Origin of the sequence: Agromyces larvae, from assembly GCF_022811705.1 — a bacterium.
Lineage (GTDB): Bacteria > Actinomycetota > Actinomycetes > Actinomycetales > Microbacteriaceae > Agromyces > Agromyces larvae.
In genome coordinates, this window is sequence record NZ_CP094528.1 from 516,760 (window position 1) to 539,929 (window position 23,170).

The 23,170-nt window shown below is 72.1% G+C and carries 22 protein-coding genes; 19 read left to right on the forward strand and 3 right to left on the reverse strand.

Translation table 11 applies throughout. From position 1 onward, the window contains the following. The 7 genes from MTO99_RS02295 to rbfA all read left to right on the forward strand — a co-directional run bounded on the left by MTO99_RS02295 (position 1) and on the right by rbfA (position 8,661). Complete coding sequence (locus MTO99_RS02295) at positions 1 to 648, forward strand: CoA transferase subunit B (RefSeq protein WP_243556611.1); 648 nt, start codon at positions 1 to 3, stop codon at positions 646 to 648. A 132-nt stretch (positions 649 to 780) separates the two neighbouring features. Then, positions 781 to 1,932, forward strand: coding sequence for a flavodoxin-dependent (E)-4-hydroxy-3-methylbut-2-enyl-diphosphate synthase (gene ispG / locus MTO99_RS02300; RefSeq protein WP_243556612.1), 1,152 nt, complete (start codon positions 781 to 783; stop codon positions 1,930 to 1,932). An 85-nt stretch (positions 1,933 to 2,017) separates the two neighbouring features. Beyond that, complete coding sequence (locus MTO99_RS02305; protein WP_243556613.1) at positions 2,018 to 3,790, forward strand: proline--tRNA ligase; 1,773 nt, start codon at positions 2,018 to 2,020, stop codon at positions 3,788 to 3,790. Positions 3,791 to 3,898: 108 nt separating this feature from the next. Continuing rightward, a complete protein-coding gene (nusA, locus tag MTO99_RS02310; RefSeq protein ID WP_243556614.1) occupies positions 3,899 to 4,888 on the forward strand; it encodes a transcription termination factor NusA in 990 nt (329 codons plus the stop codon). Between the two features lie 65 nt (positions 4,889 to 4,953). Beyond that, positions 4,954 to 5,199 carry a YlxR family protein gene (locus MTO99_RS02315; RefSeq protein ID WP_243556615.1) on the forward strand — a complete coding sequence of 82 codons (246 nt, stop codon included), beginning with the start codon at positions 4,954 to 4,956 and terminating at the stop codon, positions 5,197 to 5,199. A gap of 87 nt (positions 5,200 to 5,286) precedes the next feature. Then, the gene (infB, locus tag MTO99_RS02320) at positions 5,287 to 8,085 is read left to right on the forward strand and encodes a translation initiation factor IF-2 (protein ID WP_243556617.1); all 2,799 of its coding nucleotides are present in this window, start codon (positions 5,287 to 5,289) and stop codon (positions 8,083 to 8,085) included. Positions 8,086 to 8,145: 60 nt separating this feature from the next. Further along, positions 8,146 to 8,661, forward strand: a complete 516-nt coding sequence (rbfA, locus tag MTO99_RS02325) for a 30S ribosome-binding factor RbfA (RefSeq protein WP_243556618.1) — start codon at positions 8,146 to 8,148, stop codon at positions 8,659 to 8,661. A 35-nt stretch (positions 8,662 to 8,696) separates the two neighbouring features. Here rbfA and MTO99_RS02330 read toward each other — a convergent pair whose 3' ends face one another. Beyond that, positions 8,697 to 9,578 (reverse strand): HhH-GPD family protein, encoded by an 882-nt coding sequence (locus MTO99_RS02330; protein ID WP_243556620.1) that lies wholly within the window; start codon positions 9,576 to 9,578, stop codon positions 8,697 to 8,699. Between the two features lie 53 nt (positions 9,579 to 9,631). On the opposite strand from MTO99_RS02330, the gene MTO99_RS02335 reads away from it, so the two are divergent. After that, positions 9,632 to 10,225, forward strand: a complete 594-nt coding sequence (locus MTO99_RS02335) for a nucleoside/nucleotide kinase family protein (RefSeq protein ID WP_243556622.1) — start codon at positions 9,632 to 9,634, stop codon at positions 10,223 to 10,225. 234 nt (positions 10,226 to 10,459) lie between these two features. Continuing rightward, positions 10,460 to 12,223, forward strand: coding sequence for a hypothetical protein (locus MTO99_RS02340; RefSeq protein ID WP_243556624.1), 1,764 nt, complete (start codon positions 10,460 to 10,462; stop codon positions 12,221 to 12,223). 75 nt (positions 12,224 to 12,298) lie between these two features. Here the strand turns inward: MTO99_RS02340 and MTO99_RS02345 are convergent, their stop codons facing one another. Continuing rightward, a complete protein-coding gene (locus MTO99_RS02345) occupies positions 12,299 to 13,291 on the reverse strand; it encodes a ketopantoate reductase family protein (RefSeq protein WP_243556625.1) in 993 nt (330 codons plus the stop codon). Between the two features lie 96 nt (positions 13,292 to 13,387). Here MTO99_RS02345 and truB point away from each other — a divergent pair, with 96 nt between their 5' ends. The 5 genes from truB to MTO99_RS02370 are packed head-to-tail and all read left to right on the forward strand — an operon-like array spanning position 13,388 to position 17,315. Then, complete coding sequence (gene truB / locus MTO99_RS02350) at positions 13,388 to 14,242, forward strand: tRNA pseudouridine(55) synthase TruB (protein ID WP_243558901.1); 855 nt, start codon at positions 13,388 to 13,390, stop codon at positions 14,240 to 14,242. 34 nt (positions 14,243 to 14,276) lie between these two features. Beyond that, positions 14,277 to 14,645, forward strand: coding sequence for a hypothetical protein (locus MTO99_RS02355; RefSeq protein WP_243556628.1), 369 nt, complete (start codon positions 14,277 to 14,279; stop codon positions 14,643 to 14,645). 26 nt (positions 14,646 to 14,671) lie between these two features. Beyond that, complete coding sequence (locus MTO99_RS02360) at positions 14,672 to 15,184, forward strand: hypothetical protein (RefSeq protein ID WP_243556630.1); 513 nt, start codon at positions 14,672 to 14,674, stop codon at positions 15,182 to 15,184. Beyond that, entirely contained in the window at positions 15,181 to 16,110 is a 930-nt protein-coding gene (locus MTO99_RS02365) for a bifunctional riboflavin kinase/FAD synthetase (protein ID WP_243556632.1), read from the forward strand. The genes MTO99_RS02360 and MTO99_RS02365 overlap by 4 nt, the downstream gene beginning before the upstream one ends. Further along, positions 16,107 to 17,315, forward strand: coding sequence for an MFS transporter (locus MTO99_RS02370; RefSeq protein ID WP_243556634.1), 1,209 nt, complete (start codon positions 16,107 to 16,109; stop codon positions 17,313 to 17,315). Before MTO99_RS02365 ends, MTO99_RS02370 begins: the two co-directional genes overlap by 4 nt. A gap of 24 nt (positions 17,316 to 17,339) precedes the next feature. Here MTO99_RS02370 and MTO99_RS02375 read toward each other — a convergent pair whose 3' ends face one another. Next, positions 17,340 to 18,269, reverse strand: coding sequence for an ROK family protein (locus MTO99_RS02375; protein WP_243556636.1), 930 nt, complete (start codon positions 18,267 to 18,269; stop codon positions 17,340 to 17,342). A gap of 146 nt (positions 18,270 to 18,415) precedes the next feature. Between MTO99_RS02375 and MTO99_RS02380 the strand changes: the two genes are divergently transcribed. From MTO99_RS02380 to MTO99_RS02400, 5 genes are read left to right on the forward strand one after another with little or no spacing between them, the layout of a single operon-like run. Next, positions 18,416 to 19,363, forward strand: coding sequence for a sugar-binding transcriptional regulator (locus MTO99_RS02380; protein ID WP_243556638.1), 948 nt, complete (start codon positions 18,416 to 18,418; stop codon positions 19,361 to 19,363). Positions 19,364 to 19,382: 19 nt separating this feature from the next. Continuing rightward, complete coding sequence (deoC, locus tag MTO99_RS02385; RefSeq protein WP_243556640.1) at positions 19,383 to 20,390, forward strand: deoxyribose-phosphate aldolase; 1,008 nt, start codon at positions 19,383 to 19,385, stop codon at positions 20,388 to 20,390. 20 nt (positions 20,391 to 20,410) lie between these two features. Then, positions 20,411 to 21,904, forward strand: a complete 1,494-nt coding sequence (locus tag MTO99_RS02390; RefSeq protein ID WP_243556641.1) for an aldehyde dehydrogenase family protein — start codon at positions 20,411 to 20,413, stop codon at positions 21,902 to 21,904. Continuing rightward, positions 21,901 to 22,761: an aldehyde dehydrogenase family protein gene (locus MTO99_RS02395; RefSeq protein WP_243556643.1), complete on the forward strand. Its 861-nt coding sequence runs from the start codon at positions 21,901 to 21,903 to the stop codon at positions 22,759 to 22,761. The genes MTO99_RS02390 and MTO99_RS02395 overlap by 4 nt, the downstream gene beginning before the upstream one ends. Before the next feature lie 5 nt (positions 22,762 to 22,766). Then, a complete protein-coding gene (locus MTO99_RS02400) occupies positions 22,767 to 23,006 on the forward strand; it encodes a hypothetical protein (RefSeq protein ID WP_243556645.1) in 240 nt (79 codons plus the stop codon). Positions 23,007 to 23,170: the final 164 nt, after the last annotated feature.

Genomic DNA, 23,170 nt, shown 5'->3' on the forward strand with positions numbered 1-23,170 from the left:
ATGGCGCTTACGAGACTCGAGATGGCGGCGCGCGCCGCGAAGGAACTGCCCGACGGCGCGTACGTGAACCTCGGCATCGGGCTGCCCACGCTGGTGCCGAACTACGTGCCCGACGGCGTGACCGTCGTGCTGCAGAGCGAGAACGGCATCCTCGGCGTCGGGCCGTACCCGACCGAGGACGAGGTCGACCCCGACCTCATCAACGCCGGCAAGGAGACGGTGACGGTGCTGCCCGGCGCCGCCTTCTTCGACTCGGCGACGAGCTTCGGCATGATCCGCGGCGGCAAGGTCGACGCGGCCATCCTCGGCGCGATGCAGGTGTCGGCCGCGGGCGACCTCGCCAACTGGATGATCCCGGGGAAGATGGTCAAGGGTCCCGGCGGCGCGATGGACCTCGTGCACGGCGCCCGCCGGCGCATCGTGCTCATGGAGCACGTCGCCCGCGACGGCTCGCCGAAGATCGTCGACGAGTGCTCGCTGCCGCTCACCGGCAAGCGCGTCGTCGACCGCATCATCACCGACCTCGCGGTCATCGACGTCACGCCCGATGGGCTGTCGCTCGTCGAGCTCGCCCCCGGCGTCACCGTCGACGAGGTCGTCGCCGCGACCGAACCGCCGCTGCTGCTGCACGCCGGGGCCGTCGGCTGAACGGAGCCGACGGATGCGTCTGATCCGAGGGGGCGATGCCGCTGCGCCGTCCTCGCCGACCGCCGGGCGCCGGCTCGCGGCATCCGACCGGGGCGCAGCCCTCGCCCAGCCCACCGGAAGTAGACTCGATCCGTGCCTGCAGTGAATCTCGGTCTTCCGAAGGTCCCCGAAACCCTGGCCCCGCGACGCAAGTCCCGCCAGATCAAGGTGGGCAAGGTGCTGGTCGGCGGTGACGCCCAGGTCAGCGTGCAGTCGATGACGACCACGCCGACGACCAACATCAACGCGACCCTGCAGCAGATCGCCGAGCTCACCGCCTCGGGCTGCGACATCGTGCGCGTCGCCGTGCCGAGTCGCGACGACGCCGAGGCCCTGCCGATCATCGCGAAGAAGAGCCAGATCCCGGTCATCGCCGACATCCACTTCCAGCCGAACTACGTGTTCGCCGCGATCGACGCAGGCTGCGCCGCCGTGCGCGTCAACCCGGGCAACATCCGCAAGTTCGACGACCAGGTCGGCGAGATCGCCCGGCGCGCGAAGGAGGCGGGCGTGTCGCTGCGCATCGGCGTGAACGCCGGATCGCTCGACCCGCGCCTGCTCGAGAAGTACGGCAAGGCGACGCCCGAGGCGCTCGTCGAGTCGGCCGTGTGGGAGGCGTCGCTGTTCGAAGAGCACGACTTCCACGACTTCAAGATCTCGGTGAAGCACAACGACCCCATCGTCATGGTGAAGGCGTACCGGCTGCTCGCCGAGCGCGGCGACTGGCCGCTGCACCTCGGCGTCACCGAGGCGGGCCCCGCGTTCCAGGGCACGATCAAGTCGGCGACGGCGTTCGGCATCCTCCTCTCGGAGGGGATCGGCGACACCATCCGCGTCTCGCTGTCGGCTCCGCCCGTCGAAGAGGTCAAGGTGGGCCTGCAGATCCTGCAGTCGCTGAACCTGCGCGAGCGCAAGCTCGAGATCGTGTCGTGCCCCTCCTGCGGGCGCGCGCAGGTCGACGTGTACAAGCTCGCGAACGACGTGACCGCCGGGCTCGAGGGCATGAGCGTGCCGCTGCGCGTGGCCGTCATGGGCTGCGTCGTGAACGGCCCCGGCGAGGCGCGCGAAGCCGACCTGGGGGTCGCGAGCGGCAACGGCAAGGGCCAGATCTTCGTGAAGGGCGAGGTCATCAAGACCGTGCCCGAGGCCGAGATCGTCGAGACGCTCATCGCCGAGGCGAACCGCATCGCCGACGAGATGGGCGGCGACGCGCCCGTCGGGTCGCCGACGGTCGTCACCGTCTGAGCCGGGGCGCAGGCGCGCCGTTCGAGGCGCGCGGTCGGTGCAGGCGGATGCGATGGGGCATCCGGGGCCCGAATAGAATCGTCGGGTGCCCACTCGCCTGACGAACTTCTTCCTCCGCACCCTCCGCGAAGACCCGGCCGACGCCGAGGTCCAGAGCCACAAGCTGCTCGTGCGCGCCGGCTACATCCGCCGGCAGGCGCCCGGCATCTTCGCCTGGCTGCCGCTGGGGTTGCGCGTGAAGGGCAAGATCGAGCGGATCATCCGCGAAGAGATGGAGCGTGCGGGCGCGCACGAGGTGCACTTCCCCGCGCTGCTGCCGCGCGAGCCCTACGAGGTGACCAACCGCTGGACCGAGTACGGCGACGCCCTGTTCCGCCTGCACGACCGGAAAGACGCCGACTACCTGCTCGCGCCGACGCACGAAGAGGTCTTCACCCTGCTCGTGAAAGACCTGTACTCGTCGTACAAGGATCTGCCGCTGACGATCTACCAGATCCAGGACAAGTACCGCGACGAGGCGCGTCCGCGCGCGGGGCTCCTGCGCGGACGCGAGTTCACGATGAAGGACGCGTACTCGTTCGACGTGTCCGACGCCGGCCTCGACGCGAGCTACCAGGCGCAGCGCGACGCGTACGAGCGCATCTTCACCCGTCTCGGCCTCGACTACGTCATCGTGCAGGCCGACGCGGGCGCCATGGGCGGGTCGAAGTCCGAGGAGTTCCTGCACCCGACCCCGGTCGGCGAGGACACGTTCGTGCGTTCGGCCGGCGGCTACGCGGCCAACGTCGAGGCGTTCACGACCGTCGTGCCCGACCCCATCCCGTTCGAGGACCTGCCCGAACCGGTCGTGCTCGACTCGCCGAACACGCCGACCATCGCGACCCTCGTCGACCTCGCGAACGCCGAGTACCCGCGCCCCGACGGTCGCGCGTGGACGGCCGCGGACACGCTGAAGAACGTGGTGCTCGCGCTCACCCACCTCGACGGCACCCGCGAGGTCGTGGTCGTCGGCATCCCGGGCGACCGCGAGATCGATCAGAAGCGGGTCGAGGTGGCGTTCGCGCCCGCCGAGGTCGAGGCGGCCACCGACGCCGACTTCCAGCGGCACCCCGGGCTCGTGAAGGGCTACATCGGCCCGTGGTCGCCCGCCGGCGGCGCTGCGGTGCTCGGCGCCGAGTCGCAGACCGGCATCCGCTACTTCCTCGACCCGCGCGTGGTCGACGGCACCGAGTGGATCACCGGCGCGAACCTCGACGAGAAGCACGTCTTCGGCCTGGTCGCGGGCCGCGACTTCACCGCCGACGGCACGGTCGAGGTCGCGAACGTGCGCGCGGGCGATCCCGCACCCGACGGCTCGGGTCCGGTGGAGCTCGCACGCGGCATGGAGATCGGGCACGTGTTCCAGCTCGGCCGCAAGTACGCCGAGGCGCTCGGGCTGAAGGTGCTCGACGAGAACGGCAAGCTCGCCACCGTCACGATGGGCTCGTACGGCATCGGCGTCACCCGCATCCTCGCGATCATCGCCGAGCTGCACAACGACGACAAGGGCCTCATCTGGCCGGCGTCCGTCGCGCCGTTCGACGTGCATGTGCTGGCCACCGGCAAGGACCAGGCCGCGTTCGACGCCGCCGAGCAGGTCGTCGCCTCGCTCGAGGCCGCGGGCCTCGACGTGCTCTACGACGACCGCCCCAAGCTGTCGCCCGGCGTGAAGTTCGCCGACGCCGAGCTCCTCGGCATCCCGAAGATCGTGATCGCGGGCCGCGGCGTCGCCGAGGGCCTCGTCGAGCTGTGGGATCGCGCGACGGGGGAGCGCACGCCGGTCGCGATCAGCGAGGTCGCCGACGCGCTGACGGCCTGAGCGTGGAACGGCGGGCCGGCGCGGATGACTCGGGTCGAGTCATCCGGTAACGTAGTGAGGTCCGCAGCGAGGGGATGCGGCATGAGAGCTGAATAGAGGAGGCCGGCGATGGATATCGACCTCAGCGTGCTCCGCATGATGGAGCGCGAGAAGGAGATCCCGTTCGACGAACTGGTGCAGATCATCGAGCAGGCGATCTTGATGGCCTACCTGAAGCACACCAACCCTGCGCAACACGGGCATCAGAACCCGAACAACGCGCGCGCGCATCTCGATCGCAAGACCGGTCACGTCTCGATCTACGTGCCCGAGCTCGACGACGAGGGCAACGTCATCGGGGAGGCCGAGGATTCGCCGAGCGACTTCGGCCGGATCGCGGCGTTCGCGGCGAAGCAGGTGATCAACCAGCGGCTGCGCGACATCGCGGACGACGCGGTGCTCGGCGAGTTCCGCGGCCGCGAGGGCGACATCGTCGCGGGCATCATCCAGCAGGGTCCGAACCCGCGGATGGTGCACATCGACCTCGGCACGGTCGAGGCGATCCTGCCGCCCGAGGAGCAGGTGCCGGGCGAGGAGTACCCGCACGGCCAGCGCATCCGGGTGTACGTGACGAGTGTGGCGAAGGGCCTGAAGGGGCCGTCGATCACGGTCTCCCGCACCCATCCCGCGCTCGTGCGCAAGCTGTTCGCGCTCGAGGTGCCCGAGATCGCGTCGGGCGTCGTCGAGATCGTGTCGCTCGCCCGCGAGGCCGGTCATCGCACCAAGATCGCGGTGCGCGCGAACCAGCCCGGTGTGAACGCGAAGGGCGCGTGCATCGGCGAGCTCGGGCAGCGCGTGCGCGCAGTGACCGCCGAGCTCGGCAACGAGAAGATCGACATCGTCGACTGGTCCGACGACCTCGCGACGTTCGTCGCCTCGGCGCTGTCCCCGGCGAAGGTGACGAACGCGTTCGTGGTCGACGAGTCGGTGAAGGCGGTGCGCGCCCTCGTGCCCGATTACCAGCTCTCGCTGGCGATCGGCAAGGAGGGGCAGAACGCCCGCCTCGCTGCGAAGCTCACGGGCGCGAAGATCGACATCCAGCCCGATTCCGCCGAGTGATCGGCGGGGAGGCGCGACCTGCCGGCGATCGTTCCCGGCAGGTCCGCGCATCCCGGAGGTGTACGATGGAACCCGTCAGAACGTGCATCGGTTGCCGAGCACGTGCCCCGCGGTCCTCACTTCTGAGGGTCGTCGCCCGGGACTCCCACCTCGTCGCAGATGCGGCAGCGGTGTGTCCGGGGCGAGGCGCGTGGTTGCATCCGACGCTGGAATGCTTCCGGCTCGCCGAACGCAAACGCGCCTTCGGGCGTGCACTCCGCGTGAGCGGGGTGCTGGACACCAGCGATGTAGAGAACAGGCTGAACGGCTAATGGACCAGTAATGAGCGGCTCGAAATGAGACCCGTCCACTGATATCGGTCTGCCCCTGTCCGGGTGCAGGCCCGGAACAGGAGAGAAGTGGCTGCCAAACCACGCGTACACGAGATCGCGTCCGAGCTCGGAGTCGACAGCAAGGTCGCACTCGAGAAGCTCAAGGAGATGGGCGAATACGTCAAGGGCCCGTCCTCGTCGATCGAACCCCCCGTCGCTCGCCGGCTGAAGGCCGCGCTCGAGTCCGACGGCGCCGCCAAGAAGGCGGCATCGGATGCAGCGCCCGCCGCCGCACCCAAGACCTCCGCCAAGCCGGGCCCGAAGCCCGGCCCCAAGCCGCCGGCCGCGCCGGCCGCTCCGGCGGAGCCGGCCGCTCCGGTCGCCGACGCGCCGATGTCGGTCGCCGAGCGCCAGGCGCAGGCCGAGAAGGCGCTGGCCGAGAAGGCCGCTGAGAAGGCGGCCGAGCAGGCTGCCGGCCCGGCCGTTCCGACGGATGCCCCGGCCGCACCGGCCGCCTCATCGCCGAAGCCGGGCGCCCCGCGCCCCGCGGTCGGCCCCAAGCCCGGCGCCCCGCGCCCGGGCAACAACCCGTTCTCGAGCTCGCAGGGCATGGGCCAGCGCCCGGCCGCCCCGCGCCCGGGCAACAACCCGTTCTCCAGCTCGCAGGGCATGGGCCAGCGCCCGACCCCCGGCAACATCCCGCGGCCGCAGGCCCCGCGTCCCGGTTCGCCGCGCCCCGGCGCCCCGCGTCCCGGTGCTCCGCGTCCCGGCGGCGCCGGCCGTCCCGGCGGCTTCCAGCGTCCCGGCGGCGCCGGTGCAGGCACCGGTCGTCCGGGCTTCGGCCCGCGTCCCGGCGGTGCCGGCGGCGTCGGCGGCGCCCCGCGTCCCGGCGGCGGCTTCGGCGGCCCGCGTCCCGCGGGCGGCGGCGGTCGTGGCCGCGGCCCCGGGGGCGGTACGGCCGGTGCGTTCGGTCGCGGCGGCGGCAAGAGCAAGTCGCGCAAGTCGAAGCGGACGAAGCGGGCCGAATTCGAGATGCGGGAGGCCCCGTCGCTCGGCGGCGTGAGCGTTCCCCGCGGCGACGGCACCACCGTCATCCGACTGCGTCGCGGCGCTTCGATCTCCGACTTCGCCGACAAGATCGACGCGAACCCCGGTTCGCTGGTCACGGTGCTCTTCCACCTCGGCGAGATGGCGACGGCGACCGAGTCGCTCGACGAGGCGACCTTCCAGGTGCTCGGCGAGGAACTCGGCTACAAGATCCAGATCGTCTCGCCCGAGGACGAGGACAAGGAGCTCCTCGAGGGCTTCGACATCGACCTCGACCAGGAGCTCGAGGACGAGACCGACGAGGAGCTCGAGCAGCGCCCGCCGGTGGTCACCGTCATGGGCCACGTCGACCACGGTAAGACGCGCCTGCTCGACGCGATCCGCAACGCGAACGTCGTGGCGGGCGAGGCCGGCGGCATCACCCAGCACATCGGTGCGTACCAGGTGTGGACCGAGCACGAGGGCCTCGAGCGCGCGATCACCTTCATCGACACCCCGGGCCATGAGGCGTTCACCGCCATGCGCGCCCGAGGTGCGCAGGTGACCGACATCGCGATCCTCGTGGTCGCGGCCGACGACGGCATCATGCCGCAGACGATCGAGGCGCTGAACCACGCGCAGTCGGCGAACGTGCCGATCGTGGTCGCGGTGAACAAGATCGACAAGCCCGACGCGAACCCGGCGAAGGTGCGCCAGCAGCTCACCGAGTTCGGCCTCGTGGCCGAGGAGTACGGCGGCGACGTCATGTTCGTCGACGTGTCGGCGCGCGAGGGCATCGGCATCCAGGATCTGCTCGACGCGGTCCTGCTCACCGCCGACGCCGGTCTCGACCTGCGGGCGAACCCCAACAAGGACGCGCGCGGCGTCGCGATCGAAGCCAAGCTCGACAAGGGGCGCGGCGCGGTGGCGACCGTGCTCATCCAGTCGGGCACGCTGAAGGTCGGCGACGCGATCGTCGCGGGCACGGCCTACGGCCGCGTGCGTGCGATGGCCGACGAGAACGGCGAGCCCGTCGTCGCGGCCACGCCGTCGCGTCCGGTGCAGGTGCAGGGCCTCTCGACGGTGCCGCGCGCCGGTGACACGTTCCTCGTCACCGAGGACGACCGCACCGCCCGCCAGATCGCCGAGAAGCGCGAGGCAGCGCAGCGCAACGCCCAGCTGGCGAAGGCGCGCAAGCGCATCTCGCTCGAGGACTTCACGCGTGCGCTCGAAGAGGGCAAGGTCGAGGCGCTCAACCTCATCATCAAGGGCGACGTGTCGGGTGCCGTCGAGGCGCTCGAGGAGTCGCTGATGAAGATCGAGGTCGACGACAGCGTGCAGCTGCGCATCCTGCACCGCGGTGTGGGTGCGATCACCGAGAGCGACATCGACCTCGCGACGATCGACAACGCGATCGTCATCGGGTTCAACGTGCGCCCCGACGTGAAGGCGCGCGAGCGCGCCGCTCGCGAGGGCGTCGACGTGCGCTTCTACTCGGTCATCTACAACGCGATCGACGACATCGAGAACTCGCTGAAGGGCATGCTGAAGCCCGAGTTCGAAGAGGTGCAGTCGGGTGTCGCCGAGATCCGCGAGGTGTTCCGCTCCTCGAAGTTCGGCAACATCGCGGGTGTCATCGTGCGCTCCGGCACGATCACCCGAAACGCGAAGGCCCGCGTCATCCGCGACGGCGTCGTGGTCGGCGACAACCTGGCGATCGAGTCGCTGCGCCGGTTCAAGGACGACGTCACCGAGGTCCGCACGGACTTCGAGGCGGGCATCGGCCTCGGCAAGTACAACGACATCCAGGTCGGCGACGAGATCGAGACCATCGAGATGCGCGAGAAGCCCCGCGCGTAGTGCGACGCGGGGGCGGCGAGAGCCGCCCCCGCGTGCTCGCTCGACAGAGAGGACACCCTGATGGCCGACCCACAGCGCGCCAGGAAGCTGGCCGACCGCATCAAGGAGATCGTGGCGCGGCGGCTCGACAAGGGCCTGCGCGATCCGCGACTCGGCTTCGTGACGATCACCGACGTGCGCGTCACGGGCGACCTGCAGCACGCGAGCATCTTCTACACGGTGTACGGCACCGATCAGGAGCGCACGGACTCGGCGGCTGCGCTGAAGGCGGCGACCGGGATGCTCCGCAGCGAGGTCGGCCGCAACATCACGGCGCGCATCACGCCGACCCTCGAGTTCATCGCCGACGCGATCCCCGAGAACGCCGAGCACATCGAGGCGCTGCTGCGCGAGGCGCGCGAGCGCGATGCCGAGACCACGGCGCTCGCCGAGCACGCCGAGTACGCCGGCGAGGCCGATCCGTACGTGAAGCCGCGCGAGCTCGACGAGCTCGAGGACGACGCCGACGACTGGGACGAGCTCGACGACGAGGCATCCGACCTCGCCGACGATGCGGAGGCCGGCGGGTCCCGCTGACCGGTCGCGCGGCGTTCGCCGCGGGCTGAGTCCGCTCAGCCGGGCAGCGCGTAGCCGTCGTCGGATGCCACGGCGAGCCCGTCGGCGACGAGCGTGCCGAGCACCCGGTCGAGACGTGCTGCATCGGGGTCGAGCGGCGCGAGCTCGTCGCGCGCGACGGGTCGGTGCGAGCCGCGGAGCTCCCGCATGATGCGGCCGCGCAACTGGCGGTCGCTGCCCTCGAACCGGGCTTGCGTCCGGCGCTTCGGGCCGTCGTGGGCGGGGTACCCGGCGGCCCGCCAGGCGCACAGGTCGGCGACGGGGCAGGCGTCGCAGCGCGGCATCCGGGCGGTGCAGACCGTGGCGCCGAGTTCCATCGCGCCCGCGTTGAACGCGCGCGCCGCGACCGGGTCCTCGGGCAGCACGGCCGACATCGCGGCGAGGTCCCGGGCGGCGCCGGGCGCGCCGGCTTCGGCGCGGCCGTCGACGGCGCGGGCGAGGACGCGCCGGGTGTTGGTGTCCACGACCGGATGCCTCGCCCCGAACGCGAACGCGGCCACCGCGCGAGCGGTGTACGGGCCGACGCCCTGCAGCGCGAGCAGCGCGTCGAGGTCGTTCGGCACCTCGCCGTCGTGCCGTTGGACGAGCTCGGTCGCCGCCCGGTGCAGCCAGAGCGCGCGACGCGGGTAGCCGAGGCGGTCCCACGCCCGCACCGCCTCGGCGGGCGGCTCGGCGGCGAGGGCCGCGGGCGTCGGCCAGCGGGCGATCCAGGCCTCCCACTTCGGCTGCACGCGCGAGACCTGGGTCTGCTGCAGCATGAACTCGCTGACCAGCACGGCCCACGGCGAGACGTCGGCCGCTCGCCAGGGCAGCGGCCGCGCGGCCGTCGCGAACCACGCGACGACGCGATCGGCGAGCGCGGCGGGGGAGCGGGGCATCCCATCAGCGTAAGCGGCTCGCGCTCGCCCGCGGGCTGGCCTACAGTCTGAGCATGCGACTCGTGACGACGCCGCGGGTGAGCTACCTGCGCAGCCTGGCCGGCGACATCCTCGCCCGGTACGGTCGGGGGCGCATGATCGTCGCCGTCGACGGCCCGGTGCGAAGCGGGAAGAGCGCGTTCGCCGACGATCTCGCGGCGGTGCTCGAGGAGCGCGATCACGCGGTGTTCCGGGCACGCACCGAGGACTTCCACCGGTCGCGCGCGGCGCAGGCCGAGTTCGGTCCCGACACCCCCGAGCGCTACTGGCGGTACGGCTTCGACGAGTCGGCGTTGCGCCGGTCGCTGATCGAGCCGTTCCGCCTCGGCGGGTCGGCGGCGTTCGTCACCCGGGTGTTCGATCCGGCGCGCGACGCGTGGGTCGAACCGAAGTGGCTGACCGGCCCCGAGGACGCGATCCTCATCGTCGACGGCCGGTTCGTGCTGCGCGATCGGCTCGCCGACCTGTGGGATGCGGCGATCGCCGTGGACGGGGACCCGGTGGACCCGGCCGACGTGCTCGCGTACGCGCACCGCGACCCGCGCACGGTCGCCGACGTGGTCGTCTCGCTCGCCGATCCGGCGCATCCGTTGTCGATCATCCACTGATCACCCCCTGTTCGGGGTACAGATTCCACAATTCCTGTGCAACGGCTGATCGGACCCCGCACTTTTCGCCATACTGAGACCAACACCCCCAATCGGCATCCCCGACCCGCAGCCCCACCCGACGGCCCGGCTCTCCGTGTGCGTTCCCGCCCACATCGTCGTGCGCCCGCGCGCGCGACCACGCCTGCCGTCCCGGGTTCGTCGACGCCGTCGGACCACTGGAGATCCCACCGAATGAGCATCATGCGCGCCCGAGCGGCGCACCCCGCACACGGTGCCGACCGTCCGCGGCGACGCGGCCGATCGACCCGAGCCCTGCGCCGCGCTGCGGCGGCACTCACCTCGCTCGGCCTCGGCCTGGGCCTCGCCCTCGTCGGCATGGCCGCGCCCGCGTCGGCGCACCACGCGACGGTCGACGGATCGTTCGAGTGCAACCCGACCACCGGCCTGTTCGACATCACCTGGACGGTCGAGAACTCCGAGAGCAACAAGGTCGCCGAGGTCACGAAGTCGTCCAACCGCGACGTCGTGCCGATCGGGCACGAGATCGGCAAGGGCCGTACCGACACCTTCGAGCAGCGCGGCGTCTCGGCGGGCAAGTACACCCTCGAGGTCGAACTCGGCTGGCCGGGTGCGAACCCCGACTCCGACTCGCACACGGTGAACGTCACCGGGAAGTGCGGCGACACGCCGTTCGACCCGAACTGGGAGTACCCGGCCCCGACGTGTACGGCGCTGACGGTCACCTATCCGGCGAACATCCCGGCCGGTCAGGCGATCGACGTGAACGTCCGCATCGTCGCCGACGGCGAGGACATCACCCTCAACTTCCGTCAGAAGCACGGCACGCCGTACTCGGGCACCGTGGTGTTCGAGTATGCGAAGCACGCTGACTGGCCCGACCCCGACATCTGGACGGTGAACTGGGTGCAGGTCGCCGGCACGAACTACCACTGGACGGGTTCGGTGCAGTGCGGCGACGGCGTGACGATCTGCCATCACGACGATACGTCGAAGAGCTACGAGCGCGAGACCATCTCGACGGACAGATTCTTCACCGACCACCACGACGAGCATGCGACGGACATCTGGCCGGCCTTCACCTACAAGCTGCGGATCTCCGACGACTGGATCGACCTGAACATGCCCGCCAGGGGCGACCAGTCGCTCCTCCAGTACCCCGACTGCGTGAAGACGCCGACCGAGATCCAGATCCCGGCGGCGCCGGCGTACTCGGACGAGTGCGGTCCTGACAACGAGGTGCTCGCGGAGCTCGTCGAGACGGATCAGGTGCGCTGGGAGCGGGTCGATGCTCCGGGTTCGATCACGGTGACGGCGTTCGCGAAGAACGGGTTCGTGTTCCCCGGTGGTGCGACCTCGCACACGTTCGACCCGTTCGCGGTGCGCGACGCCGACTGCGTGGAGCCGGTGCTCGACGGTTCGGTCGCGACCGGCGAGTGCCGGGCCGACGTGCCGTGGATCAGCTACCGCGTGGTGCTCACCGACCCCGACGCGCAGGCCACCTCGCGCACGGTGTTCCTGATCCTCACCGACGGCGAGCACACCGAGCGCATCGAGCTCGGCGACCTGGACGAGGCCGGGATCCTCGAGGGCGCGACGCTCTGGCCGGGCGCCTCGGTCGACGCGGAGGGCAACCCCACCGGCTGGCCCGGCTGGGAGCAGCTCGCCGACGGCTCGTGGGTCGAGACCGAGGGCAACTTCGCCTGGACGCGCGACATCACGACGGCGACGTTCGAGGTCAACCCCGACCTGACCGTCGACCTGGCGTACCCGCCGGCCACGCCGAACTGCGCCACGGGTCCGTTCCTCGGCGACGGTGACGGCAGCGGCCTGGCCTCCACCGGCTTCGCCGGCGGCACGATCGCGATCGTCGCGGGCGTCATCCTGGTGCTCGGCGCAGCGGTCGTCGTGATCGTCGCGATCCGCCGCAAGCGCACCGCCGGAACGACGACGGGCGACGCGGGTTCGGCCGAGTAGCCCGACCGCGCAGCACGGGGGCCCGGTTCGCCGGGCCCCCGTTCGCGTTCCCCGCGGCCGTGCGTCCTCCGCGGCTCAGCGCCGCAGCACCGCGACGACGCGCTCGGCCGGCAGGAATCCGTCGCGCTCGACCTCGTGCACGAGCCCGACGAGCGCACGGTTCACCGGGGCATCCGCCCCGATCGCCTCGGCCTGGCGCACGACCGCACCGTTCAGGAAGTCGATCTCGGTCGGCTGACCTCGTCGCAGGCTCTGCTGCGTCGAACCCAGGTTCGGCACCGGGCCGAGGTAGCCGAACAGCCTACGGGGGAGCCGCTGCCCGATCGTGAGCGGCATCCGCGCGAATCGGCGCAGCATCCGGTCGTCGAGGCCCTGGAGCGCACCGAACCGGATGCCGCGCGCGATGCCGATGCGCACGGTCTCGCGCATCGACGCGGTGACCACCAGCCGCAGGCGCCGGTCGGCGAGCGTCTCCTGCACGCTGCGGCCCACGATCGCGGGGACGGCGTTCACCATGTTGACGACGAGCTTCGTCCACTGGGCGCCGAGGAACCCGCCGATCGCCGTGACCGGCACGGCCTGCGAGAGCACCTCGGCGATGCGTCGTGCCTCGTCGTCGGGCGGTCCGTCGCCGCGGCCGAGGAAGCTCTCGGCGGTCGCGGTGACGCGTACCGTACCGGGTTCGGTGTAGTTCGCGGCGATGATCGACAGCATCCCGTAGCACGTCGACCGGGGCAGCAGCCGGGCGGCCGTGTCGACCCCGTCGAGTCCGTTCTGCACCACCACGACGGTCGCGCCGTCGATCGCCTCGGCGTTCGCCCGGATCGCGGCCTCGGCGTCCTGCGCCTTCGTGCAGACGAGCACCAGGTCGGGGCGGCGGGTGAGCCGTTCGGATGCCTCGACCCGCGCCTGCACATCGCCGAACCCGCCGCTGATGCGGATGCCGCCCTCGCGGATCGCCGCGAGGCCGGCGCCGCGCGCCGTGACCTCGACCTCGTGTCCGGCCCGGTGCAGCAGCGCTGCGAACGTGCCGCCGAGGGCTCCGGCCCCGATGATCCCGATCCGCATCCCTCCAGCGTAGGAGGCGGCCACGCGGCATCCGACCCGGCTGTTAGCCTGGTGCGCGTGAACAGCGGCATCCTCCTCGTGGACAAGCCCCGAGGGATGACCAGTCACGACGTCGTCGCCCGGGTGCGCCGGTTCGCCGCGACCCGCAAGGTGGGCCACGCGGGCACCCTCGACCCGATGGCCACCGGCCTGCTGCTCATCGGCGTGAACTCCGCGACCCGCCTGCTGCACCATCTGGTCGGACTCGACAAGGAGTACCTCGCGACGGTGCGGCTGGGGGCGGCGACCACGACCGACGACGCCGAGGGCGAGGTCGTGGGGCGGGCCCCGGCGGACGCGGTGGCCGCGATCGGCGACGACGCGATCCGCGAGGGGATGCTCCGGCTCACCGGCGTACTCGACCAGGTGCCGAGCTCGGTGAGCGCGGTGAAGGTCGACGGTCGTCGCGCCTACGACCGCGTGCGCGACGGCGAGCAGGTGGAGCTCGCCGCCCGGCGGGTCACCGTGGCGGCCTTCGACCTGCTCGAGCAGTGCCGCGTCGACGGGTTCATCGACCTCGACGTGCGCGTGGTGTGCTCCTCGGGCACCTACGTGCGCGCGCTCGCGCGCGACCTCGGCGGAGCGCTCGGCGTCGGCGGGCACCTGACGGCGCTGCGCCGGACCCGCGTGGGCGGCTTCGAGATCGCGGACGCCACGACGCTCGCGTCGCTCGAGGCCGACGGCGTCGCGGCCGCCCTCATGAGCCCGGCGGACGCCGCGGCGCGGGCGCTGCCCGCGGTCGCGGTGTCGCCCGACGAGGCGCGCGACCTCGGGCACGGCAAACGCCTCGTGGCACCGGCCCAGGCGACGGGCACGCTGGCTGCGGTCGAGGGCGACCGTCTCGTCGCGATCGTCGAACGGCGCGGCGACACGCTGAAGGTCGTGACCGGGTTTCCGCAGGAGCAACCATGACGAGGGGTGACGGTGTGAGCGGCAGGCGGGCACGATGATCGAGTGGTACGCGTGGGTGCAGGTCGCGGTCGCGACGCTCGCGGGCGTGCTCTGCCTCGCCCTCGGGCTCGTGGGGCGCATCCCCAGCGATCTCAGCATCGGGGCGCTCGCCCTCGTCGAGGTGCTGCTGATCGGTCAGGTGGTCGTCGCGATCATCGCCCCGATGACCGGCAACGAGGCATCCGGAAGCGTGCTCGAGTTCTGGATCTACCTGATCTCGGCGGCGCTGCTGCCGCCGGTTGCGGCCTTCTGGGCGCTGCTCGAGCGCAACCGGTGGTCGACCGTGATCCTCGGCGTCGCAGCCCTCGCGGTCGCGGTCATGGTGTACCGGATGCTGCAGATCTGGACGGTGCAGCAGGCGTGACCGCGCGGGTGAGAGAATCGAACGTCATGTCTGCATCGCCTGAGAACGTCCCGACCCCCGCACGCACCCGCCGGATGAGCGGCATCGGCCGCGTGCTCGTCGTCGTGTACGGCATCCTCGCGCTGGCCGCGACCGGGCGCACGGCGGTGCAGATCATCGAGCGCTTCGACGAGGCCCCCGTCGCGTTCACCCTCTCGGGCCTGTCGGCCGTCGTCTACATCGTCGCCACGGTCGCGCTCATCGCACCCGGGCGGGTCTGGTACCGGGTGGCGTGGATCACGATCGGGTTCGAGGCCGCCGGGGTGCTCGTCGTCGGCACGATCACGTGGCTGTGGCCCGACCTGCTCGGTGCGGGCACCGGCGACCCGTTCGGGCGCACCTCCACGGTGTGGAGCCTCTTCGGCGCCGGGTATCTGTTCATCCCGCTCGTGCTGCCCGCGCTCGGGATGTGGTGGCTGGCGAAGCATCCGCCCGTCGATGCCGTCGATGCCGACGAGGCGCAGGCGTCCGCCGCCTCGGCCGAGGTCGACGCGCGGTGAGGTCGTTCAAGGGCCTCGACGCGGTGCCGGCGGGGTTCGGCCCGTCGGCCGTGACCATCGGCAAGTTCGACGGCGTGCACCTCGGGCACCGCGCGGTCATCGACCGGCTGCGCGGCATCGCCGACGAGCGCAGCCTGACGACCGCGGTCGTCACGTTCGACCGCAACCCGCTCGCGCTGCTCGCCCCCGAGCGCTGCCCCGCCCCGCTCGTGAGCGTGCGCCAGAAACTCAACCTGCTCGCCACCACGGGCGTCGACGCCACCGTGCTGCTGCCCTTCGACCGGCAGCTCGCGGCGGTGCCCGCCGAGGAGTTCGTGCGGCGGGTGCTGGTCGACGCGCTCGGCGCGCGTGCGGTGCTCGTCGGGAGCGATTTCCGCTACGGCGCCAGGGGCGCCGGCGACGTGGCGCTGCTGCAACGGCTCGGCGAAGGGCTCGGGTTCGACGTGGTCGTGGTCGACGACGTCATGCCCGACGACGAGCACCGCGTCTCGTCGACCTGGGTGCGCGAGCTGCTGGCCGCCGGCGACGTGCGTCGGGCCACCGAACTGCTGGGCCACACCCCGACCGTGTCGGGCATCGTGGTGCACGGGGCGGCGCGCGGGCGCGAGCTCGGGTACCCGACGGCGAACCTGTCGCCCGAGTCCGAGGGGCTGATCCCCGCCGACGGCGTCTACGCCGGCTGGCTGACCGACGCCGGAACCCGGTACCCCGCGGCGATCTCGGTGGGCGACAACCCGACGTTCGAGGGCGTCCCCAAGAAGCAGGTCGAGGCGTACGTGCTCGACCGCGATCTCGATCTCTACGATCACCTGGTCGACGTGGAGTTCGTGGAGCGGCTGCGCGGCATGGTCGCGTTCGAGAGCATCGAGGGGCTCATCGACACCATCCGCGACGACGTCGACCGGGCCCGCGAGCTGCTTTCGTGACCGCCGCGCGACGCGCGCTCTGGGCCGGACGTTCGCTGGCGCTGGTCGGCATCTTCCTGCTGGCGTTCAACCTGCGTTCGGCGGTCGCGTCGCTCTCGCCGGTGCTCGCGCTGGTCGAGGCGGATGTCGCGCTGAGCGCCGCGGTGGTGGGGGTGCTCGGCATGCTCCCGCCGGTCTGCTATGCGGTGTTCGGCCTGGTGACGCCGGCCATCGCGCGTCGGTGGGGACTCGAGCGGCCGCTGGTCGGGGTGCTCGTCCTGCTCGCGCTGGGCCTCGCGGGGCGAGGCGTCGTCACCGAGGCGACGGGGCTGATCGCCGCCAGCGCCGTCGCGTTCGCCGCGATGGGCGTGGGCAACGTGCTGCTGCCGCTCGCGGTGAAACGGTACTTCCCCGACCGCATCGGCCTGATGACGACGCTGTACGTCACGGCGATGTCGATCTCGACGCTGCTGCCGCCGCTCGTCGCGGTGCCCGTGGCGGAGGCGGCCGGCTGGCGGGTGGAGCTCGGTCTCTGGGCGGTGTTCGCGGTCGCCGCGCTGGTGCCCTGGGCGGTGCTGGCGCTGCGCTCGCGCACGACGTCCGCCCCGGGGGTGACCGAGCCCGGCGCCGCGCAGTTGCGGCACGCGCTGCGCTCGCCGCTCGCGTGGGCGCTCACGATCGTGTTCGCCGGGTCGTCGGTGAACGCGTACACGGCGTTCGCCTGGCTGCCGAGGATCCTGCAGGAGACCGCGGGCTCGTCTCCGGCGGCCGCCGGCGCGCTGCTGTCGCTGTACGCGGCGATGGGGCTGGTCGCCGGCCTGGTCGTGCCGGTCATCGCCGCCCGCTGGAACCGGGTGCGCCTGCTCATCGGCGTGAGCGTGGCGTCCTTCGTGCTCGGCTATCTGGGCCTGCTCGTCGCGCCCGCGACCGCGACCTGGCTGTGGGTGGCGCTCATCGGCACCGGCCCGCTGATCTTCCCGCTGTCGCTGGTGCTCATCAACCTGCGCACGCGCACCCATGCCGGCGCGGTCGCGCTCAGCGGTTTCGTGCAGTCCACCGGTTACCTCATCGCCGCCGCGGGGCCGCTGGCGCTCGGCGTGCTGCGCGATGCATCCGGGTCGTGGACGCTGCCGCTCCTGCTGCTGCTCGCCACCGCGCTCCCGGTGGGCGTCGCCGGCCTCGTCGTCGCCCGTCCGCGCCTGTTCGAGGACGAGCGCGCCGGCTGACGAGCGGCGCCCGCGGCGCGCTCGTCAGCCGATCAGCTCGGGCCGGTGCACGAGCGCGGCCGCGCCGATGAGCGGCCCTTCGTCGCCGAGGCCGGACGGCACGATCCGCACCCGGCGCGCGAACTCGAACGCCGTGCGCTCGGCGACCGCGGCACGCGCGTGGTCGAACAGGGCGGGGGCCACCCGCGAGAAGCCGCCGCCGATCGCGACGACGTCGAGGTCGACGAGGTTCGTGGCCGACGCGATCGCCTGCCCGATCGCCCGCCCGGCCCGTTCCACCGCGGCGATCGCGACCGGATCGCCCGCGGCGTGCGCGGCGGCGAGGTCTTCGCCGGTCGTGCCCTCGAAGCCCCGGGTGCGTGCCCACGCCACGGTGCGCGGGCCGCTCGCGATCGCTTCGAGGCATCCGCGTCCGCCGCAGGGGCAGGGGTCGTCGAAGCCGCCGACCTCGACGTGGCCGATGTGGCCCCCGTTGCCCGACGGGCTGGGCGCGCCGCGGTCGCCGAGCACGAGCCCGCCGCCGACGCCGGTCGACACGATCATGCCGAGCAGGTTGTGCGCGTCTCGGCCCGCGCCGACCCAGTGCTCGGCGAGGGCGATGCAGAGTCCGTCGATGCGCAGGTGGACCGGGACGCCGGGGACGAGCGCGCGCAGCCGGTCGACGAGCGGATGCCCCCGCCAGGCGGGCACGTTCAGCGGCGACACGGTGCCGGCGGCGAGGTCGACGGGGCCGGCCGAGCCGAGGCCGACGCCCGCGAGTTCGGCGCCGTCGGGCAGTGCGGCCAGGGCGCCGCGGACGACTTCGGCGACGGCCGCGTCGAGCTCGTCGGCGGTGCGGCCGGGGCCGGTCGGGTGGCGGTGGCGGCTGCCGGGAACGACGGCCGCGTCGGCGTCGACGAGCGCGGCCTCGACCTTGGTGCCGCCGAAGTCGACGGCCAGTGCGAGAGAGGGCATGCGCTTCAGCATAGGAGAGCGCGCGGCCCTCGCTGTGTGCTCATCTGAGCAGAAGCGCCAACGAGTGTTGCCGGCGAGCGGGCGGCTGCCTACGCTGGAACGAGCGATGAGCGCCCCGAGGCGTTCGCGCGATCAGAGGGAGCGTGATGGACGAAGTCGACGAACTGCTCTCGATCCGGGCGGCCGAGCTCTACTACGAAGAGAACAAGACGCAGGACGAGATCGGGCAGGCGCTCAGCCTCACCCGGTGGAAGGTGGGGCGGCTGCTCGCCCAGGCCAAGCAGCGCGGATTCATCCGCATCGAGATCCTGCACCCGCGCGCCCGCAGGCTGCCGATCGAGCGTCGCCTGCGCGACGAGCGCGGGCTCGAGGACGCGATCGTCGTCTCCTCGGCCGGCGTGTCCGGGCCCGACGAACTGCAGGCGCGCACCGCGCAGGCCGCCGCCGACTACCTCACCGCGCTGCGCCCCGTGCCGCGCACGCTCGGCGTGAGCTGGGGCCGCACCCTCTTCGACCTCTCGCAGCACCTGCGCCCCGGCTGGGCGACCGCGGTCAACGTCGTGCAGATCAACGGCGGCGTGAGCCTCAACCGCCGCCCGGGCACCGCCGCCGCAACGGCGGTCGCGATCGCGCAGAAGGCGAGCGGCAACGCGACCCTGCTGCCCAGCCCCGCGATCCTCGAGCGACTCGAGACGAAGCAGGCGATCGAGAGCGACCGGGTCGTCGCCGGGGTCATCGACCTCGCCCGCTCGGCCGACGCCTACCTGTTCAGCGCCGGCGCCGCCGACCACCACTCGGTCCACGTCGAGAGCGGCTACCTGTCGGCCGCCGACGTCGATCTGCTCGTGCAGAAGGGCGCGGTCGGCGACGTGGTCGGGCGCTACATCGACTCCGACGGCAACATCGTCGACCCCGCGCTCGATGCGCGCACCGTCGGCCTCACGCTCGACGAACTGCGCGCCGCGCCGCGGTCGATCGCGGTGGTCGCCGGCCCGTCCAAGCACGCGGTCGCCGACGCCGTCGTGCGCAGCGGCCTGTGCACGGTGCTCGTCACCGACGAGGCCACCGCCCTCCATCTGCTCGACGGCTCGTAACTCCGGAAGAAGGCTCGACATGCCCGAAACCTCCCTCGTCACCGCACGCGAGCGTGCCGTCGCCGTGCTCGGCGGCGAACCCGACGACGCCACGCTGCGCCGCTACCTGCACGGCATCCCCGGCGTCGACGCGGTCGGCCTCGAACAGCGCGCCGCCGGGCTCGGCACCCGCTCGATCAAGACGTCGTCGAAGGCGTGGGCGCTCGACCGCATCATCTCGCTCATCGACCTCACCACGCTCGAGGGCGCCGACACCCCCGGCAAGGTGCGCTCGCTGGTCGCGAAGGCGATCACCCCCGATCCGGCCGATGCGACCACGCCCCGGGTCGCCGCGGTGTGCGTGTACGGCGACATGGTGCCCTTCGCGGTCGACGCGCTCGGCGCCGCGCACGGCGACCCCGACGACGGCGGCGTCTCGGTCGCCGCGGTGGCCACGGCGTTCCCGTCGGGGCGTGCCTCGCTCGAGATCAAGCTCGCCGACACCGCCGAAGCGGTCGCGGCCGGCGCCGACGAGATCGACATGGTCATCGACCGCGGGGCGTTCCTCGCCGGCCGGTACGGCCAGGTGTTCGACCAGATCGCCGCGGTGAAGCAGGCGTGCCGTCGCCCCGACGGCACGAGCGCAAGCCTCAAGGTGATCCTCGAGACCGGCGAGCTCGTCACCTACGACAACGTGCGACGTGCGTCGTGGCTGTCGATCCTCGCGGGCGGCGACTTCATCAAGACCTCGACGGGCAAGGTGCAGCCGGCCGCCACGCTGCCGGTGACCCTGCTCATGCTCGAGGTCGTGCGCGACTGGCACCTGCTCACCGGCCAGCGCATCGGCGTGAAGCCGGCCGGCGGCATCCGCGCCTCGAAGGACGCCGTGAAGTACCTCGTCACGGTCGCCGAGACCGTGGGCGAGGAGTGGCTCGTGCCCCACCTGTTCCGCTTCGGTGCGTCGAGCCTCCTCAACGACGTGCTGCTGCAGCGCCAGAAGCTCAGCACCGGCCGGTACTCCGGCGCCGACTACGTCACCATCGATTGAACACCGAGACGAGACATCCCATGAGCTTCCTCGAGTACGCACCCGCCCCCGAGTCGAGGGCGATCCTGTCGCTGCGCGACTCCTACGGCCTGTTCATCGACGGCGAGTTCGTCGGCGGGCACGGCACGCCGTTCCAGACGATCTCGCCGGCCGACGAGACGCGCATCGCCGAGATCGCGAACGCCGACGCCGCCGACGTCGACCTGGCCGTCGCGGCCGCGCGCCGCGCCTACGACCGGGTCTGGAGCCGGATGAGCGGCCGCGACCGCGGCAAGTACCTGTTCCGCATCGCCCGGCTCCTGCAGGAGCGGGCGCGTGAGCTCGCGATCGCCGAGTCGCTCGACAACGGCAAGCCGATCAAGGAGTCGCGCGACGTGGACGTGCCGCTCGTGGCCGCCTGGTTCTTCTACTACGCGGGGTGGGCCGACAAACTCGACCACGCCGGCCTCGGCGCCGACCCGCGCGCGCTCGGCGTCGCCGGCCAGGTGATCCCGTGGAACTTCCCGCTGCTCATGCTCGCGTGGAAGATCGCGCCGGCGCTCGCCGCCGGCAACACGGTGGTGCTCAAGCCCGCCGAGACGACCCCGCTCACCGCGCTGCTGTTCGCCGAGATCGTGCAGCAGGCCGATCTGCCGCCCGGCGTCGTGAACATCGTCACGGGCGCGGGCGACACCGGTGCGGCGCTCGTGTCGCACCCCGACGTCGACAAGGTCGCGTTCACCGGTTCGACGTCGGTGGGCCGCCAGATCGCGAAGGCCGTCGCCGGCACCGACAAGAAGCTCACCCTCGAGCTCGGCGGCAAGGCCGCGAACATCGTGTTCGACGATGCGCCGATCGACCAGGCGATCGAGGGCATCGTCAACGGCATCTTCTTCAACCAGGGGCACGTGTGCTGCGCGGGCAGCCGCCTGCTGGTGCAGGAGTCGATCCACGACGAGGTCGTGGACCGGCTGAAGCGGCGCCTCTCGACGCTGCGCCTCGGCGACCCGCTCGACAAGAACACCGACATCGGGGCGATCAACTCGCGCGAGCAGCTCGACCGCATCCGCGAGCTCAGCGACGTCGGCGAGGCGGAGGGGGCCGAACGGTGGAGTGCGCCGTGCGAGATCCCCGACAACGGCTTCTGGTTCGCGCCGACGATCTTCACCGGCGTCGAGACGAGCCACCGCATCGCGCGCGAAGAGGTCTTCGGCCCGGTGCTGTCGGTGCTGAGCTTCCGCACCCCCCAGGAGGCGATCGCCAAGGCGAACAACACGCCGTACGGCCTGTCGGCCGGCATCTGGACCGACAAGGGCAGCCGCATCCTCGCGGTCGCCGACCAGTTGCGCGCGGGCGTCGTGTGGGCGAACACGTTCAACCGGTTCGACCCGTCCAGCCCGTTCGGCGGCTACAAGGAGTCGGGCTACGGCCGCGAGGGCGGCCGGCACGGGCTCGGCGCGTACCTCACGCCCGCGACCCGGGCGGCCGTCACCGCCCGAAGCGCCGTGCCCGCGAAGAAGGGAGCCCGCAAGTGAGCCGCCTCGCCGTGCCCAAGACGTACAAGCTGTTCATCGGCGGCGCGTTCCCGCGCAGCGAGTCGGGCCGCACCTACGAAGTGCTCGCCGCCGACGGCGGGTTCCTCGCGAACGCGGCGAAGGCGTCCCGCAAGGACGCCCGCGACGCGGTCGTCGCCGCACGCGCCGCGGTCGCCGGCTGGTCGGGCGCCACGGCGTACAACCGGGGTCAGGTGCTGTACCGCATCGCCGAACTGCTCGAGGGGCGTCGGGCCCAGTTCGCCGCCGAGATCGAGCAGGCCGAGGGCGCGACGCGCGCCGAGGCCGCCGCGCAGGTCGACGAGGCGATCGACCGCTGGGTCTGGTACGCCGGCTGGGCCGACAAGTTCGCGCAGGTGACCGGCAACGCGAATCCCGTCGCCGGGCCGTACTTCAACATCTCGGTGCCCGAGCCGACGGGGGTCGTCGCGATCGTCGCGCCCCAGGACTCGTCGCTCGTCGGGCTGGTGTCGGCGATCGCGCCGGCGCTCGTCGCGGGCAACGCGGTGGTCGTGGTCGCGAGCGAGCGGCACCCGCTGTCGGCGATCTCGCTGGCCGAGGTGCTCGCGACGAGCGACGTGCCGAAGGGCGTCGTGAACGTGCTGACCGGGTCGCCCGCCGAGATCGCGCCGTGGCTGGCCGCGCACGCCGACGTGAACGCGCTCGACCTGGTCGGCGCGGGTGCGCTCGACTGGGTCGACCTCGAGATCGCGGCGGCCGACACCCTGAAGCGCGTCCTGCGCCCCGAGAACGGCCCGGATGCCGCGGCGCCGGCGCTGGACCGAATCGTCGCGTTCACCGAGACGAAGACGGTCTGGCACACGAAGAGCCTGCGGTAGCCCCGGTGGTCGACGCAGACGCCGGCGATCGGCGCGCACGGTTGGTCGAGGATCCGTTCGACTTCCGCATCACGAAGGCGGGCGCGGTCATCGTGCTGCGCGGCGGTCGCGCCGTGATGACGGTCGGCGGTGCGTCTGCGGGCCGGCTCGTCGCGGCACTGAGCCGTGCCGACGACGCGCAGACGCAGCACCTCCTCGCGCGCGCGAGCGGCAACTACAAACGGGGCAACGAGCGCACCTCCTGACCGCCCTTCCCGACCGGAACCGCTTGCCCCCCGAAAGCAGGTAACGAATCGGTAACGGCGTGTGCTAGCGTGGCCGAACCGATCGGGCAACGGCGCCCGTTCGGGGAAAGGCCCGATCCGTGCACCCCGCCCCCGGCGCGCGAGACACCTCGCCCACCCGCCCC